General features: G+C 48.8%; 11 protein-coding genes. 6 read left to right on the top strand and 5 right to left on the bottom strand.

Annotation, left to right across the window (positions count from 1 at the left end; translation table 11 throughout):
* The first annotated feature begins 182 nt into the window (after positions 1 to 182).
* Positions 183 to 461: a YciI family protein gene (locus tag KW844_RS01555; RefSeq protein WP_218374945.1), complete on the top strand. Its 279-nt coding sequence runs from the start codon at positions 183 to 185 to the stop codon at positions 459 to 461.
* 50 nt (positions 462 to 511) lie between these two features.
* Here the strand turns inward: KW844_RS01555 and KW844_RS01550 are convergent, their stop codons facing one another.
* Both KW844_RS01550 and msrB read right to left on the bottom strand, forming a co-directional pair.
* Positions 512 to 1,531 carry a GyrI-like domain-containing protein gene (locus KW844_RS01550; protein ID WP_218374944.1) on the bottom strand — a complete coding sequence of 340 codons (1,020 nt, stop codon included), beginning with the start codon at positions 1,529 to 1,531 and terminating at the stop codon, positions 512 to 514.
* Positions 1,532 to 1,602: 71 nt separating this feature from the next.
* The gene (msrB, locus tag KW844_RS01545) at positions 1,603 to 2,085 is read right to left on the bottom strand and encodes a peptide-methionine (R)-S-oxide reductase MsrB (RefSeq protein ID WP_218374943.1); all 483 of its coding nucleotides are present in this window, start codon (positions 2,083 to 2,085) and stop codon (positions 1,603 to 1,605) included.
* Between the two features lie 274 nt (positions 2,086 to 2,359).
* Here msrB and mutL point away from each other — a divergent pair, with 274 nt between their 5' ends.
* Positions 2,360 to 4,252: a DNA mismatch repair endonuclease MutL gene (gene mutL, locus KW844_RS01540; RefSeq protein WP_218374942.1), complete on the top strand. Its 1,893-nt coding sequence runs from the start codon at positions 2,360 to 2,362 to the stop codon at positions 4,250 to 4,252.
* 150 nt (positions 4,253 to 4,402) lie between these two features.
* Here the strand turns inward: mutL and KW844_RS01535 are convergent, their stop codons facing one another.
* Positions 4,403 to 5,854 carry a gluconokinase gene (locus KW844_RS01535; protein ID WP_218374941.1) on the bottom strand — a complete coding sequence of 484 codons (1,452 nt, stop codon included), beginning with the start codon at positions 5,852 to 5,854 and terminating at the stop codon, positions 4,403 to 4,405.
* Between the two features lie 80 nt (positions 5,855 to 5,934).
* Here KW844_RS01535 and KW844_RS01530 point away from each other — a divergent pair, with 80 nt between their 5' ends.
* Genes KW844_RS01530 through KW844_RS01520 form a run of 3 tightly spaced genes read left to right on the top strand, consistent with a single transcriptional unit; the run spans position 5,935 to position 9,863 of the window.
* The gene (locus tag KW844_RS01530; RefSeq protein ID WP_218374940.1) at positions 5,935 to 7,674 is read left to right on the top strand and encodes a GMC family oxidoreductase; all 1,740 of its coding nucleotides are present in this window, start codon (positions 5,935 to 5,937) and stop codon (positions 7,672 to 7,674) included.
* A gap of 4 nt (positions 7,675 to 7,678) precedes the next feature.
* Positions 7,679 to 8,371 carry a gluconate 2-dehydrogenase subunit 3 family protein gene (locus tag KW844_RS01525; protein ID WP_218374939.1) on the top strand — a complete coding sequence of 231 codons (693 nt, stop codon included), beginning with the start codon at positions 7,679 to 7,681 and terminating at the stop codon, positions 8,369 to 8,371.
* A 49-nt stretch (positions 8,372 to 8,420) separates the two neighbouring features.
* Positions 8,421 to 9,863: a Gfo/Idh/MocA family protein gene (locus tag KW844_RS01520; protein ID WP_218374938.1), complete on the top strand. Its 1,443-nt coding sequence runs from the start codon at positions 8,421 to 8,423 to the stop codon at positions 9,861 to 9,863.
* A gap of 77 nt (positions 9,864 to 9,940) precedes the next feature.
* On the opposite strand, the gene KW844_RS01515 is transcribed toward KW844_RS01520, so the two are convergent.
* Together KW844_RS01515 and KW844_RS01510 are read right to left on the bottom strand one after the other, a co-directional pair.
* The gene (locus KW844_RS01515) at positions 9,941 to 11,695 is read right to left on the bottom strand and encodes a RagB/SusD family nutrient uptake outer membrane protein (RefSeq protein ID WP_218374937.1); all 1,755 of its coding nucleotides are present in this window, start codon (positions 11,693 to 11,695) and stop codon (positions 9,941 to 9,943) included.
* A gap of 10 nt (positions 11,696 to 11,705) precedes the next feature.
* A complete protein-coding gene (locus KW844_RS01510) occupies positions 11,706 to 14,768 on the bottom strand; it encodes a TonB-dependent receptor (protein ID WP_218374936.1) in 3,063 nt (1,020 codons plus the stop codon).
* A 403-nt stretch (positions 14,769 to 15,171) separates the two neighbouring features.
* Between KW844_RS01510 and KW844_RS01505 the strand changes: the two genes are divergently transcribed.
* The gene (locus KW844_RS01505; RefSeq protein ID WP_218374935.1) at positions 15,172 to 15,816 is read left to right on the top strand and encodes a hypothetical protein; all 645 of its coding nucleotides are present in this window, start codon (positions 15,172 to 15,174) and stop codon (positions 15,814 to 15,816) included.
* Positions 15,817 to 15,826: the final 10 nt, after the last annotated feature.

The following is a 15,826-nucleotide window of genomic DNA, read 5'->3' as shown; positions in this document are numbered from 1 at the left end:
AAATTTCAGGGACAATTGGAACCACATTCCCACTATCGTGGTATTTCATGGTCGCAAAAGTACGTATATTTTTGTAGCTTATATGTCTTATTTTTCCCAACTGCTTACAATAATTTCTTAACCGATATAGTTAATACCTTTGTTACTACTATGAAACTGATCACTAAAACCATAGAAAAACCATGTTCCTGATCTTACTACAATACATCCGTCCGGTGGCGGCTGTTGAGCACTTTATGGAGGCGCATACGGCGTTCCTCCAGAAATACTTCGAAACAGGTCAATTTATCCTGTCGGGTCGTCGCAAGCCTAAATCCGGCTCTTTGATATTATGTAAGGCATCCAGCCGAAAAGAAGTGGAAGAAATCATGAAGGAAGATCCTTTAGAAAAATTCCAGCTGGCGCTTTATGAGATCATTGAGTTTGAGCCACAAACCTACGCCACCCTGTGTGAGAAATAGGTCTGCTTTTTATCAATATCTGTCCAGGCCAACATCTCATCTTCTTTAATCTACTGCATAAAGTAAATGACTTTTGTGAGCCATTTGCTACTGTCCTTTTCAGTGCCGGGATCTGTCACATACATTTCTATCATTGGCGGAATAATTTTTTTACCCTTATCATCCGCGAAGTCCATCAGGGCTGCGTGAGCGTTTACTATCTTATCGTACGGCCCATAATAATCCACATAAAAAGCCTTGGCAGCAGGGAGTTTTATGATACTGATATCATTTCCCTTAAGCGCACTGCCTTCAGGGACGGGCACGGCTGCGGCCATATCTGTCTGGTGTTTTACGGTGTCCCAGGTAAAATATAATCCGGAAGGCACGCCAGGCTGCAGTTTTGCAGCCGTAGCGGCCTGGTAAATCTGTTGGAGGTTATTGCTGTAGAATTTAGCAATATCTTTTTGCGGGATTGTTTTACGTATAGTGGCAAACGTAGTGGCGGGATAGTTCATCTCCTTCACCGTTTCGTTTACTCCATTTGGCGCGCCCGGGCCTTTTTTATCGGACTCGGACATGCTTTTGAGGTTCAGCAATCCCTTTTCGAAATCCGACTGGATGGCGCCTTTCATGAGCCAGGTCATGAGGTTTTGCGGGCGATTATACCGCGCATCAAAGCCCCATACCACTTTGGTTTTCCCATTGGCTTCGGAGAGGTTATAAAAAACATCCGCTTCGGACTGAAATGGTTTTATAAAGGTTATTTTTTGTTGAACCGTTTTGTAAGGTTCGAGGGAGAGATGCTGGAGTTTCCCTTCGCCGATCTTCTGACCTTTCCAGGAATAAACAGCTCCAACGGTACCATCTTCGCCAACGATGGTGTAGGTAGTGGTAGAATCCATTTGCCGCCAGTTGCTCCATTCATGGAAGCGTTCAAACTTTACAATGTTATTCCATACAATGCCGGCGGGTGCATTTATTTCTGAAGTGGCTTCCACATGCATTTTGGTGGGTGCAATGAATACCAGTACAAGGAATAAGAATAGTAAAGTTCCAATAATCCAGGCGATCACCTTTAAAGCTTTCATAACTGTAAGGGGTTGATTACTATAAAAATACAGCTTTTTTAGCTAGTAATAACTCCCTGTTTTCAGCCATTTTACTGCTCCTCAGGATTTTTTTGCTGGAATTGCCTTTCGGCTTCCTGTGCCTTTTCGAAGTCAAGAATTACAGAGTTGATACAGTATCTCAGGCCTGTTGGCGGTGGGCCATCATCAAAAACATGTCCGAGGTGCGACCTGCACCGGCCACATAAAACCTCTGTGCGATGCATTCCGTGGGTATTGTCGGGCGCATAAATAACACTGTTCTTGTTTACCGGTTGAAAAAAGCTCGGCCAGCCGCAGCTACTTTCAAATTTTGCATCCGATATAAATAATGGATTTCCGCATGCTGCACAGTAATAGGTTCCCTCATCATTACTGTTCCAATACTTTCCTGTAAACGCCCATTCGGTTCCTTTTTCGCGGGCAATGTGATACACGTCGGCTGGTAATACGTCCTTCCATTCGTCATCTGTCAGGTTAACTTTCCCCGTGTCAGTACGGGAGTACAGGTCTGACTTCTTTTTTCCATCTTGCATGAAATTTCTGATTTTCGTCGTTACTGAGTTTAGCTGTTTAGATATTTGATTAACGACTGATTAACACTAAAGTTGCTATGAAATTGTAAAAACTATATTCTCAATATTATTTTTTCATGTATAAAAGTACGTATGAATGAGCTTTATGGATTGACTAAATGCCCAAATCAGCAGGATATTTAACAAAAAATACCCCTAAATCTTTCAAATACGCTGATAATCACGTGTGAGCAATAGCCCATAAATTGTTAACTTAGCGGCAAAAGGCTAGTAAGTGGCGGACATCATCAATTTATTACCAGACAATATAGCGAATCAGATAGCTGCAGGGGAAGTGATTCAAAGACCGGCATCAGCGGTTAAAGAGTTGCTGGAAAATGCAGTGGACGCAGGCGCAACAGAAATCCACCTTATCATAAAAGATGCTGGGAAGGAGTTAGTACAGGTAATCGATAACGGTGGCGGTATGAGTGAAACCGATGCCAGGATGTGCTTTGAACGTCACGCTACTTCTAAAATCCAGACCATAGAAGACCTTTTTTCCATTCGCACCATGGGTTTCCGCGGTGAAGCACTCGCTTCCATCGCAGCCGTAGCCCAGGTAGAACTCAAAACAAGGAAAAGAGGCACCGATATCGGCTCTTATATAGAAATAGATAACAGCGTAGTACGTGTTCAGGAGCCCTGCCAGACAGCAGAAGGTACCTCCATCGCCATGAAGAACCTGTTCTTCAACGTGCCCGCGCGTCGTAACTTCCTGAAATCCAACGCCGCGGAAATGCGCCATATCGTGGATGAATTCATCCGCGTAGCCATGGCATTCCCACAACTGCAGTTCACCCTCACCAGCAATAATCAGCAACTCTTCCATCTCGATAAAGGCTCGCTCAAACAGCGTATCATCGCTATCCTGGGCCAGCACTACAACGCCCGCGTGGTAAACGTGAAGGAAAGTACCGATTATATGAACGTGTACGGTTTTGTTGGCAAACCTGAAACGGCCAAGAAAACCCGGGGCGACCAGTTCTTCTTCGTTAATAACCGGTTTATTAAAAGCCATTACCTGCACCACGCAGTAATGAACGCTTTTGCTGATATCATCCCGGCAGACAGCTTCCCGCTGTATGTCCTCTTCATCGATGTGAATCCTGAACATGTGGATATCAACGTCCACCCTACCAAACAGGAAATCAAGTTTGATGACGAAAAAGTAATGTATGCCTTCGTACAGGCTGCCGTAAAGCACGCCCTGGCGCAGTTCAGCGTTACGCCTACCCTCGATTTCGACCTGGACCCAAGCATCCAGGCCCTCGATGCGGTAAGCAAACCATTTACGGAACAGCAACGCACAGAGTCCACCCACAGCCCGTTGTACAAGTCGTTTAGCCAAGCCCACCAGGCCCACGTGATCGACCGCAGCAACAGTAACCTGAAAAACTGGAAAGACCTCTACCAGCCCGCTGCCGAAAATGAATCCTACACCACCGCCTACTCCGAAGAGCCGGAAACGGAAACCCGCACCGCCATCACCTACGAGAGCGCACAGCCGGCAACCGCTTCCGCCATCGATGAGCGCTGGCAGGAGACCTCCAAAGACCTGAAAGTACCCGTACAGGTACACCAGCAATATGTGCTGTCGCAGATCAAATCAGGCTTTATCCTGATCGATCAGCACGCCGCCCATGAGCGCATCCTCTACGAACGCTATCAGCGCGCCCTGCAGGAAGCCCCCGTGGCCACCCAGCAAAGCCTGTTCCCGCAAACACTGCAGCTGCCACCGGCAGATGCGGCTATCGTAACGGAAATGCTGCCGGAACTGCAGGCACTCGGCTACGACCTGGAACCCTTTGGCAACCACACCTTCGTAGTGCGCGGCACCCCGGCTGATATCCAGACGGGCAACGACCAGGCTACCATCGAAGGCCTCCTGGAACAGTTCAAACATTTTTCCCACGAACTCAAGGTAAACAGACGTGAACACCTGATCCGCTCTATGGCACGCAACAACGCCATCCCTGCCGGAAAAGTGCTCTCCGCCCGCGAAATGCAGAACATCATCGATGAATTGTTTGCCTGCACCATGCCTAATGTGGCCCCTGGTGGTAAGTTTACCTTCATCTCATTCAAGCTCACCGATCTGGCGAGGATGTTTGAAAGAAATCAATAATATCTTCTTAAAACATAAAAAGCGGCTGGCTAAATCGGATTTAGTCAGCCGCTTTTATGTTATGCGATTACCAATGCCACCTTCGGTGTCATTGGGGTGGGCCACCCACGCGTAGCGCAGCTACTGCCGGCAAAACCGAAGGTTTTGCAGCTACACCCGCAGTAGTTGATATAAAGTTATAAACCGCTCATATTGCCGTTGATAATGACCTTGATTAGTACTATCCGGCACAAACACCAGCTGCTCCCCATCTCCCCCATTCGCTAACGGTAACCCCAGTGTGGCTGCCGCCAGTTTAATTGCCCCCAGGGCCGAGGCATCCGGGCGGTTATCCAATGTCATCTCTTTACCAAAAATATCCGCCATCAGCTGAATCCAGCCATGTGACTGCGTAAACCCACCGCTCACCGATATTTTTCGTATAGGCCCCGCCGTTTCCTCCAGGGCCATAGTAATGCTCAGCAATGCATAGCATATCCCCTCCATCACCGCGCGGGTAAAGTGTTCCGCCCCATGATGCGGACGGATGCCAATAAACGAGGCCGAAGCCCCGCTGTCCCAGATGGGTGCCCTCTCTCCCAATAAATAAGGCAAACAAATCAACGAGTCAGGAGGCAGTGCCAGCGCAGCCGGCAACAGCTCCTCCAACGGGATAGCGCCGCGCAGGAAGTCTTTCACCAGCCATTGCAGCAGCACACCACCGTTATTACTGGCGCCACCGCTGATATATACCCCGTCCGTCAGCAAATAGGTAAACAGGCGCTGCTGCTGATCCGTGGCCACCTCCGGGATGGCCATGCGCACGGCTCCACTGGTGCCGATGGTCAGCGTGGCATGTCCCGCATCCAATGCGCCACTGCCCAGCTGCGCCAGGCAGCCATCACTTCCGCCAATCACAAAAGGGGTATCGGCAGGTATCCCCAGCTCCTCCGCCACATCAGGTTTCAGCCCGCGGATGATATAGTCCGCAGGAACAGGCTTCGGCAGCTGCTCCTCCCGGATGCCCGCCGTAGCCAGCGCCGTAGCGTTCCATTGGTAAGTACGTATATCAAAAAGCCCGGTGGCAGAGGCGATGCTATGATCCATCAGCTCCTGCCCAAACAGTTCGCGGATGATATATTCTTTTATCCCCAGGAAGATGGCCGCCTGCCCAAAAATCTCCGGTGCCTCCTCCCGGAGCCAGATGAGCTTACTCAGGGGCGACATCGCATGCACCGGGGTACCGGTATGATGATATATTTCTTCTCCTAATCCAGAAGCACGCAGCATTTCAGCGTAATGCCAGCTGCGGTTATCCGCCCAAATAAGCAGCGGCGTAAGCGGATTTCCGGCACTATCCAATGGCATCATACTATGCATCGCACTGCTGAAAGATATCGCCGCCGGCGCATACCCTTGCTGCTGCACTATCTGACGAATACCATCCTTTACCGCCTGCAAAATAACAGCGGGGTTTTGCTCACTAAATCCAGGCTGCGGATGGGTAGTCGGATATGCCTGTTGAAAACTGCATTTTACTACCCCGTCAATTCCCAGCGAAATCGATTTAGTACTGCTGGTCCCGATATCTGAACCGATAATATAGTCCATGTGATCGCTCATAAAAAAACCTTCCTTTTTCCGCATTTAATTTATAGATTTAAAACCTGTGATCCATAAATAAGTCTAAAATTTCCACGCAAATGGCTTTTGAAATTAAAAAAACAGGAAAGGTCTACGATGTGTGTATCGTTGGTTCCGGTGCCGGAGGAGGCATGGCGGCCAAAATACTGTCTGAAGCAGGCCTGAAAATCGCTCTTCTGGAAGCAGGTCCCAAATATGATCCTGCGGACCCGGATCAGATGACTCAACTGAAATGGCCGTATGAATCACCACGCAGAGGAGCCAGCACTACACGTCCTTTCGGGGACTTCGATGCAGCCTATGGCGGATGGGAAATCAACGGCGAACCTTATACGAAAAAGAACGGAACCGAGTTCGACTGGTTCCGATCCCGTATGCTGGGTGGTCGTACCAACCACTGGGGACGTATATCACTGAGATTTGGTCAGCGCGACTTCAAACATAGAAGCCATGACGGCCTCGGCGACGACTGGCCTATTTCTTATGAAGATGTAGCTCCCTATTACGACCGGGTCGATAAAATGATTGGCGTATTCGGCACCAGGGAAAACCTCCCGAATGAACCGGACGGTTACTTCCTCCCGCCGCCTAAACCAAGACTCCATGAGCTGATGATCAAAAAAGCTGCCGGCAACCTGGGTATTCCCGTGATCCCGGCGCGACTCTCCATCCTCACCCGCCCGGTAAACAAAGAACGCAGCCCATGCTTCTATTGCAGCCAGTGTAACCGTGGATGCTCCGTGTATGGCGACTTCTCTTCTTCTTCTGTACTGGTGAAGCCAGCCATGAAAAGTGGTCACGTGGACCTGTATACGAACGCCATGGCCCGCGAAGTGCTGACCGACAGCTCCGGCAAGGCTACCGGCGTATTGTATGTGGATAAAACCGACCTCCAGGAATATTCCGTAAACGCAAAAGTGATTATCCTCGCAGCCAGCGCCTGCGAATCCGCCAGGCTGCTGCTCAATTCCAAATCAGCCAAGTTCCCCAACGGCCTCGCTAACGGCAGCGGTGTAGTAGGTAAATACCTGCATGACTCCACCGGCGCCTCACGCAGTGCCTTCCTGCCTCAGCTGATGGACCGTAAACGCTACAACGAAGACGGTACCGGGGGTATGCACCTGTACATTCCATGGTGGGGCGACAATAAAAAACTCGACTTCCCACGCGGCTACCACGTAGAATTCGGTGGTGGTATGCATATGCCGGGATATGGTTTCGGCTTTGGCATGGAGCGCCAGAACGGTAAGTATCCCGCAAAAGACGGTACCTCCAAAGCCGCTGGTGGCTATGGCGCAGGTCTGAAAGAAGATTACCGCCGCTTCTTCGGCGCCCAGGTAGGCTTTGCTGGTCGTGGTGAATGTATCGCCCGTGAAGAAAACTACTGCGAAATTGATCCGAACGTGGTGGATAAATTTGGTATTCCTGTACTGCGCTTCAACTACACCTGGACTGATCACGAGATCAAACAGGCCAAACACATGCAGGATACCTTCGAACAGATCATCCACGAAATGGGCGGCGTTGCCAACGGTACTAAACCAGGCGCCGATACCATGTATGGTCTCGAAAATCCTGGCCGCATCATCCACGAAGTAGGCACCACCCGTATGGGCGACGATCCGCGTACATCTGTATTAAATAAATTCAACCAGGCCCACGAATGTAAAAACCTGTTCGTAGTAGATGGTGGCTCGTTTGTTTCCCAGGCGGATAAAAATCCTACCTGGACCATCCTCGCCCTCTCCATCCGCGCATCTGAATATGTTGTGGACCAACTGAAAAAACAAAACATCTAAAACTATGGATAGAAGAAAATCCCTTAAAGCCCTTGCGCTGGGAACTTTATCTGTAAGTGCCCTGCTGTCCACCACCGGATGCGATGATAAGAAAACAGGTGCGGAAAAAGACAGCGACAAAGCCAGTACCCAGGGGTATGGCCGTACAGATGAGGAGAAACTGCGCGACAAGCAATTAAATGCAGAACCATATTTCACCGATCCGGAAATGAAAACCATCGCCGTACTGGCAGATATCATCATTCCGGCAGATGAACACTCCGGCAGTGCCACCGAAGCAGGGGTTCCCGAGTTCATCGGTTTCATCGTAAAAGATAAACCGGAACTGCAACTGCCTATGCGTGGCGGCCTCCGCTGGCTCGACGTACAGTCCGCCAAGCGTGTTAATAAATCGTTTACTGAATCAACACCTGAAGAAAGGTTAGCAATTGTTGACGATATTGCATACCCTGAAAAAGCAAAACCCGAAATGAGTCAGGGCGTTGCCTTCTTCAACCTGATGCGTAATCTTACCGCCACGGGATTCTTTACCAGCAAAATTGGTATCAAAGACCTGGGATATGTCGGTAACACCCCCAACGAATGGGATGGGGTACCTGATGATGTGCTGAAACAATATGGATTGGCCTATGACGAGAAAACCCTCGCTGAATGCCTGAAGATAGAAGACAGGACCAAGATTATGACATGGGACTAACACCCGGAAAGTGTTGCTATTATTTATAATTTAACTAATCATTCAAGTTATGCCAGAAAAAAAGAATGAGGGAAACCATGAATCCCGCAGGTCATTTCTCCGTAACGGAGCGCTCGCTGCCGCCGGTTTTATGATCGTTCCACGTCATGTGCTTGGTAGAGGTTATGTTGCTCCCAGCGACAGACTCCGCGTAGCTGCCGTAGGTGTTGGCGGTAAGGGCTACAGCGATATTACCGGCTTTGCAGAAGGTCCTGCAGATATTAATTTCCTCTGCGACGTAGACACCCGCCGTGCCGCAGACGCAGTAAAAAAATTCCCTAAAGCGAAGTTCTATACTGACTTCAGGGAAATGTTTGAAAAAGAACACAAGAACTTTGATGCGGTATCTGTATCCACACCTGACCACCAGCACGCGGTAGCCGCCATGGGCGCTATGCAGCTGGGCAAACACGTGTATGTACAGAAACCACTCACCCACGATATTTTCGAAGCCCGTAAACTAACGGAAGCGGCTAAACGCTATAAAGTGGTAACCCAAATGGGTAACCAGGGCGCCTCCGGCGATGGCGTACGCCAGCTGATGGAATGGTACAATGCAGGTGCTATCGGTGACGTACATACGGTGTATGTGTGGACCGACCGCCCGGTATGGCCACAAGGTATCCAATGGCCTAAATCCTCCGCCCCCGTTCCTTCAGAACTCAACTGGGACCTGTGGTTAGGTACGGCTCCTAAAAAAGATTACGTTGAAGGACTGGTGCCATTCAATTGGCGCGGATGGTGGGATTACGGTACCGGCGCCCTGGGCGACATGGGCTGCCACCTGATCGAACCTCCTTTCCGTGTACTCGGCCTCGGCTATCCTACATCTGTAGAAGCCAGCGTAGGTAGCGTGTATGTAGATGAATTCAAACGCGGCTATTTCCCTGAAAGCTGCCCTCCTTCTTCTCACGTAATCATGAAATTCCCTACCAAAAAAGGTAAGGAAATCACCATGCACTGGATGGATGGCGGCATTCAGCCAGAACGTCCGGAAGAGCTGGGCCCTAACGAAATGATGGGCGATGGCGGTAACGGCGTTATCTTCATCGGTACCAAAGGCAAAATGATGTGCGGTACCTACGGTAAAGACCCTAAACTGCTGCCTACCACCCGCACCCTTAAAGTAGCACAAACTATTGCACGCGTACCGGAAGGGCACTACGTACAGTGGGTAAACGCTGCTATTGCCGGCTTCGACAGCGCTAAAGCAAAAGCACTCAGCTCTCCGTTCGATATCGCTGGTCCGCTCACCGAAAGTATCCTCATGGGTAACCTCGCTATCAGAAGCTACGACGTACGCGAAGCTAAAGCTGATAACAAAGGCTTCAACTACCCTGGCCGTTATATCAAACTGCTGTGGGATGGTCCTAACATGAAGATCACCAACTTTGACCCGGCCAACCAGTTCGTCAAAAGAACTTACCGCGACGGCTGGTCACTCGGCGTGTAATGCTAATCAGATTCTCAAAATAAAAGATCCACCGCTAAGTGCGGTGGATCTTTTATTATAACCGACGCCGATGCTGATCAATACAGTGGATTCTGCTTCAGCTTATCCGTTTTCCTCAGCTCTGATGAAGGAATCGGCACAAAGTAATTCTGCTTGTTAAAAGTCCTTTCCTGCATGGTAAACACCGTGTATTTAAACGGATGCCCCGCCACAAATGAACCTCTTACATCAATACCTTTCGCGTCATCACTCATCACAGTTTCTGCATCCATCCAACGACGCAGGTCAAAGAAACGATGCTCTTCATATGCGAGCTCATATCTTCTCTCATATTTATATACTGACCATAACGCCTCCCCATCCAGAGTAGTAGCCGGCATGCCGGCACGGGTACGGATCATATTGGTATACGTACGTGCGTCACCGTAGTTTTTCAACAGCAGTGAAGCTTCCGCGCGATTCAGCAATACTTCCGCATAACGGAACCATATCCAGCTTTGGTCACCATTGAGAAACTGCGCGTCCAGGTTAATATCCATGAACTTACGCATATAATATCCGGAGAAGGTACCGTTCCAGTTTTCAATGGTGCTGTTCCTGGTGTCGAGGCCCCAAACACTGTCCGTACCGCTGGCAGACTCATACCTGCCCGTTTGAATGATGCCTATCGGATCCGTTTGGCGGGCATCTGCCGGCCGGGTTTTCCATTTGGCACCATCATAGAGGATAGTAGCGTAAAAGCGCGGATCACGGTTCTCATAAGGCTTGGCGGCCATTTGTGCATTACCCCAGGAAAACGCAGTACCATCGGCCATCTGGTAGCCACTCACAAAGTTTTCAATTGGCACGTTACCGCCCCAGTTATGATAACCGTTAGGCCCATTGTACTTATCATGACTGGTACCCAGCAGCGACTTGTCGAACAGCTTCACGAAAATCATTTCGGAATTTCCTTTGTCAAGGAATACGCGGCCATAATCGGTAGTACCATTACCAGTGGGTTTGTAGAGAGAAAAAAGCCCGGAGTTGATCACGCTATCGGCCGCTGCCTGCGCTCTCGTGGCAAAGTCGGCAGTCATATCCGTCGCGTTTTTCGTGAGGTCGGTCATTTCAGGTATGCCAGGTGCATTGTATAACTTACTGGCAGCATACAGCAGCATGCGCGATTTCAACGCAAATGCCGCGTACCGGGTAACACGACCTTTATTATCAATTTCTTCGTAATTAACTGGTAAGTATTTGGCAGCACTGTCACATTGCGACGCTATAAAGTTTACACAATCTGTAAACTTAGCACGTTCTACTGTGGAAAAGTCACTGTTCTCGCCATTGAGGTTAAACGTATAGGTAATCAGCGGTACACCCCCGAAATACTTTACCAGCATGTGATAGTACCAGCCACGCATAAAGTAAACTTCGCCGGTTAGCCGGTTGATCACATCCTGGTTAATACCCTTTACGTCCTTAATTTTTTCTAGGAACATATTACAGTTCCGGATCGTTTTATAAAACTGTCCCCAGGTAGCAAATTCACTCAGTCGCCCTACATCATCCGGCGTCATGTTTCCCTGTACCACGCGGGAGGTGTTATAGTCATGGATAAAGCGGCTTTCATCACTCATGGAGCCGAGCATCACCTCATTAAATCCAGGGCGCATCTGCACGTACAGGTCATTTACAAACGCCTGTATCAACCCCTGATCTTTCCACACATCGCTTTCTTCGAACTCGGTCAGCGGCTTCTTTTCGAGGAAGTCTTTATTACAGGAGAAAGACGTTACTGCCAGCACCGCCAGTCCGCATATATATCTGAATAATTGCAGTTTTTTCATACACTTAAGATTAGAAGGTTACGTTTAATCCCACATTGTAAATCTTGGTCTGTGGATAATACTGACCACTACCCTGCGGTGCTTCCGGATCAAATATCTTCACATTGTCGATGGTCAGCAGGTTCTGACCGGTGAAGTACACACGGAAGTTTTGGATGCCAATTCTTTTACACAAGGTGGCCGGTACGTTGTAGCCGAAGTCGAGGGTTTTCAGGCGGGCATAGTTGGTATTCCAATACCAGAAAGTGTTCTGGCGGTTTACCCAGTACTCACGGTCACGGTCGTACGCTCTTGGCCAGGCGCCATTCGGATTGTCAGCGGTCCATCTGTCTTTAACAATTGCTTCCGGGAAGTTGCCGATCAGGCCCGACTCCGTACGGATGTATTGACTGGCACCGGTAGCAGCCTGCCATAACATGGTAAAGTCAAAGTTGGCATACTTCGCCGACATGGTTAAACCATAGATCATGGTAGGGTACTGTGTTTTGTCGATACGGATTCTGTCCAGGTCATCGATTTTTTTATCATCGTTGATGTCTGCAAAAATCACATCGCCGGCACGTGCGCCGCTGAGGTGTACTGATTTATCCACTTCATCCTGTGTATGGTAGATGCCAACCGCCTTGTAATACAGCGGCGCTTCTATCTGCGCACCGGTGTATTGCTGCCAGGCTGGTACGTTAGGAGATTCCGCCCAGTAAAGGATTTTGTTTTTAGCACGGGTAGCCGTACCAATGATTTCGTAATGGAATTTTCTGATATCATTTTTGTGAGATAATACCATTTCAAATCCTTTGTTGCTCACAATACCAATGTTTTCATCCGGAAGGGTAAGACCGGTAAAATCAGGTATGGCCGCATTTCTGGGAATGAGGATGTTGGAACGTTTGGAGTAGAAATATTCCCCTTCAATAGACAGTTTATCTTTAAAGAGCTTGGTTTCCAAACCTACGTTATAGTTGTTGGCCACCTCCCAGGTAATATATGGGTTGGGTGTACGCATCTGATAAATCGATTTATTAAGATCCGTGCCGAACATCACACCACCACCGGCAAATCCGTAAGTAGTGAGGTATTGGAATGGAGGTACGTTGTCGTTACCCATCTGGCCCCAGGAACCACGGATTTTAAAGTAGCTCATCGCATGAATGTTCTCTTTCCAGAAGTTTTCATTGGAAAGCACCCATCCGGCGGATGCACCGGGGAAGAAGCCCATACGGCGGCCTTCTGGGAAGTTTTGCGTGCCATCATAGCGACCGTTGAAATCGAACAGGTACGTTTCCTTATAGTTGTAAGATATACGGCCAAAGTAGTTTCTGCGTGCATATTCAAAAGCGGAGCCGCTGTTATCTTTTTGCTTGTCGCCACCGGCAGACAGCTGATCCAGCTTATCGCTCACAAAAAACCTTCTGAATGCGCCGAAGTTATCACCGCGCAGGGTATTTTGTTCGAAGGCTGCGAATGCGCTTACATAGTGCTTTCCAAACGTGCGGGTATAGTTCAGCTTAAGGTTGACGGTGCTGCTTCTGCCTGTGTTAAATGATTCAGATAACTCAGGTGCGGACACACCTCTGGAACCCGGGATCAACGCATGGTTTGTGCTGTTGGGATCGAGTGTGTACAGTGTCCATGGCTTCACGAATGATTTACCAAACTGGAAGTTCTGGTCATACGCGAAACTACCGTCTACAAACATCCCCTGCACCCATGGTATGTTTACCACAGCAACGAAGGTTCCGTTTACCACATAGTTTTTATCACTCGTATAGCCGATAGCGTTAGTGCCTGTTACTACAGGGTTATCGCCATATTCGATATCCGGTCCTGGCTCACCGGTGGGCCAGATGGCATTTTCCGTAGGGCGGCCGCGCATCAGCGCTCTGAAAATAGATCCGGCACTGCGGGGAGGGAAGTTTCTGTCTTCCAGCCTGCCGGCCAGGTCAAAACGGAGGCGGATATAATCATTTACCACCGCATCCAGGTTAGCTCTTACGTTCTGCTGTTTGTAGTTGGTAGCACTGTTTTTATAGATACCATCCTGGAACAGGGAGCCGAGAGAAACATAATAGCTCATTTTTTCAGTACCACCGGAAAGGCTGAGATCATGACGGTTCTGGAGCGATACTTTTTTTATCGTAGCATCGTACCAGTTAGTGTTCGGATACAGCCATGGGTCGGTACCATCGCCAAACTTCTTGATTTGTTCATCTGTGTAACGGGGGGCATCACCGCCGTATGTCAGGATTTCATTCACAATCTTGGCGTAGGTGGGAGCATCCGCCATTTTAGGTAGTCGCGTTGGCGTTACAAACGATTGGTTGTAACCATAGCTTACACTGGGCTTACCGCCTTTACCGCGTTTGGTGGTCACCAGGATTACGCCGTTGGCAGCACGGCTTCCGTAGATGGCGGCAGCAGCATCTTTCAGGATGGACACGCTTTCGATATCATTCGGATTCATGCGCTCAAAGCCATCCCTGGGAAAACCATCAATCACTACCAGCGGGTTACTGTTGCCCAGGGTGCTGCGCCCGCGGATAAAGATGCGGGAACCATCGTAGCCCGGCTCACCGCTTTGGTTGACGGCGATAATACCCGGAATACGACCCACCAGGGAGTTCGAAATGTTTACGTTTGGCGACTGCTGAAGCTCCGTACCTTTTACCATGGATACGGCACCGGTTTTGGTGACCTTCTTTTGAGTACCGTAACCAACTACTACATACTCATCAAGGGTTTTCTGGCTTTCCTTGAGGATAATCGACAGTGGCTTGCCATCCACCACCTGCTCGATAGGATCATAGCCGATAAACTGGAATACCAGTACCGCCTCTTTTTTCACATCATTAATGGAGAAGTTACCTTTTTCATCCGTGGTGGCGCCGCGCTTGGTATCCTTTACCAATACGGTCACACCCGGCAACGGATTGCCGTTGATGTCTTTCACTTTTCCTCTGATGGTCAGATTAACCTGCTGCCAGGGGGAAATAGGCAGCGCGTGCGCGCTCTGCGGTTGCAAAGCCGACCCGAGAAGGCATAGCAAAGCTATCGCCTTCACATAACGTGGAACCATAAACTAAAATTTTGGGTGATAAAACTTATCGATGAACAAGCTATTTTTATCTACAAGTACAACGAATTCATCTCCCATCAATTTATTGAGAATTGAATTAATTTTTTTCTAAAAATAAGCGTACTTAAAACACTTTTGTCTAATTAAAATGCCATCTTTTATACATTACCATTTATCTCTAATTAACAACGATCTATATAAGCGCTACCAGCCTTGCATTGCAGGTAAGGGCTCGCTTTCCCCTTTTCTGACGGCGCTTCAAACGCACGTCCACACGTGAAAGTGATTGATACTGAAGCGATGCCGCAGAGAACGGCATGCCATCTACCTAAAAAAAATATTGGAATCAGTGAATAAAAACCTGGACTTAAGCGTTAATAAGATATCCTAATCTTTATTTTTCATGAAAGCCGGCCTCTATCTGGGAACCATCGTGCTAGGTGTGATGTTGCTCTTTTCCTGTAGCAAGGAAATGAGTACGGAAAATGGCGGGGTCAACTCTAAGTGTGATTATGCACCTTACACGCAAGGTTCCTCCTTCACCTATCTGAATGTGAGCACCTCGGGGGATAGTTCGGTGTATACGCTTACCGTTAACGGCGATACCACCATCAATGGCAACGTGTACCGGAAACTGGGCGACAGCACCGCATTTATGTGTTCCAACTGTACGGATGGAGTTTATACACAAATCGCATCTATCCTGAGTTTCGATGGTTATACGGCCTCAGACCTGCGGCTGACCTATCTCAAGGACTTCCTGCCAGCCGGCAGCACCTGGTCCGATACGGTGCAGGTCAGTTACAGCGGTATCAGCACCAAGGCACTCCTTCAGTATACTATTGTGCAGAAAGGCATTAACAAAATAGTTAACGGTCACGACTATACGGATGTAATAGGAGTACAGTTAGATGCCAGTGCTTCCACGGCCAGCGCTACGTTACCGGTAGGCACCGTGGCTGTAAACTACTACGCCCGCGGCATTGGGCTCATTGAGTCCGACCAAACGCAGGACACCACCCGGCTTGTCAATTTTAATATAAAATAACAGGGTTGCC

This window comes from Chitinophaga sp. sic0106 (assembly GCF_019219075.1).
Classification (GTDB): domain Bacteria; phylum Bacteroidota; class Bacteroidia; order Chitinophagales; family Chitinophagaceae; genus Chitinophaga.
Note: the sequence above shows the minus strand (reverse complement) of the source record. Positions and strands in the feature narration are given on the sequence as shown.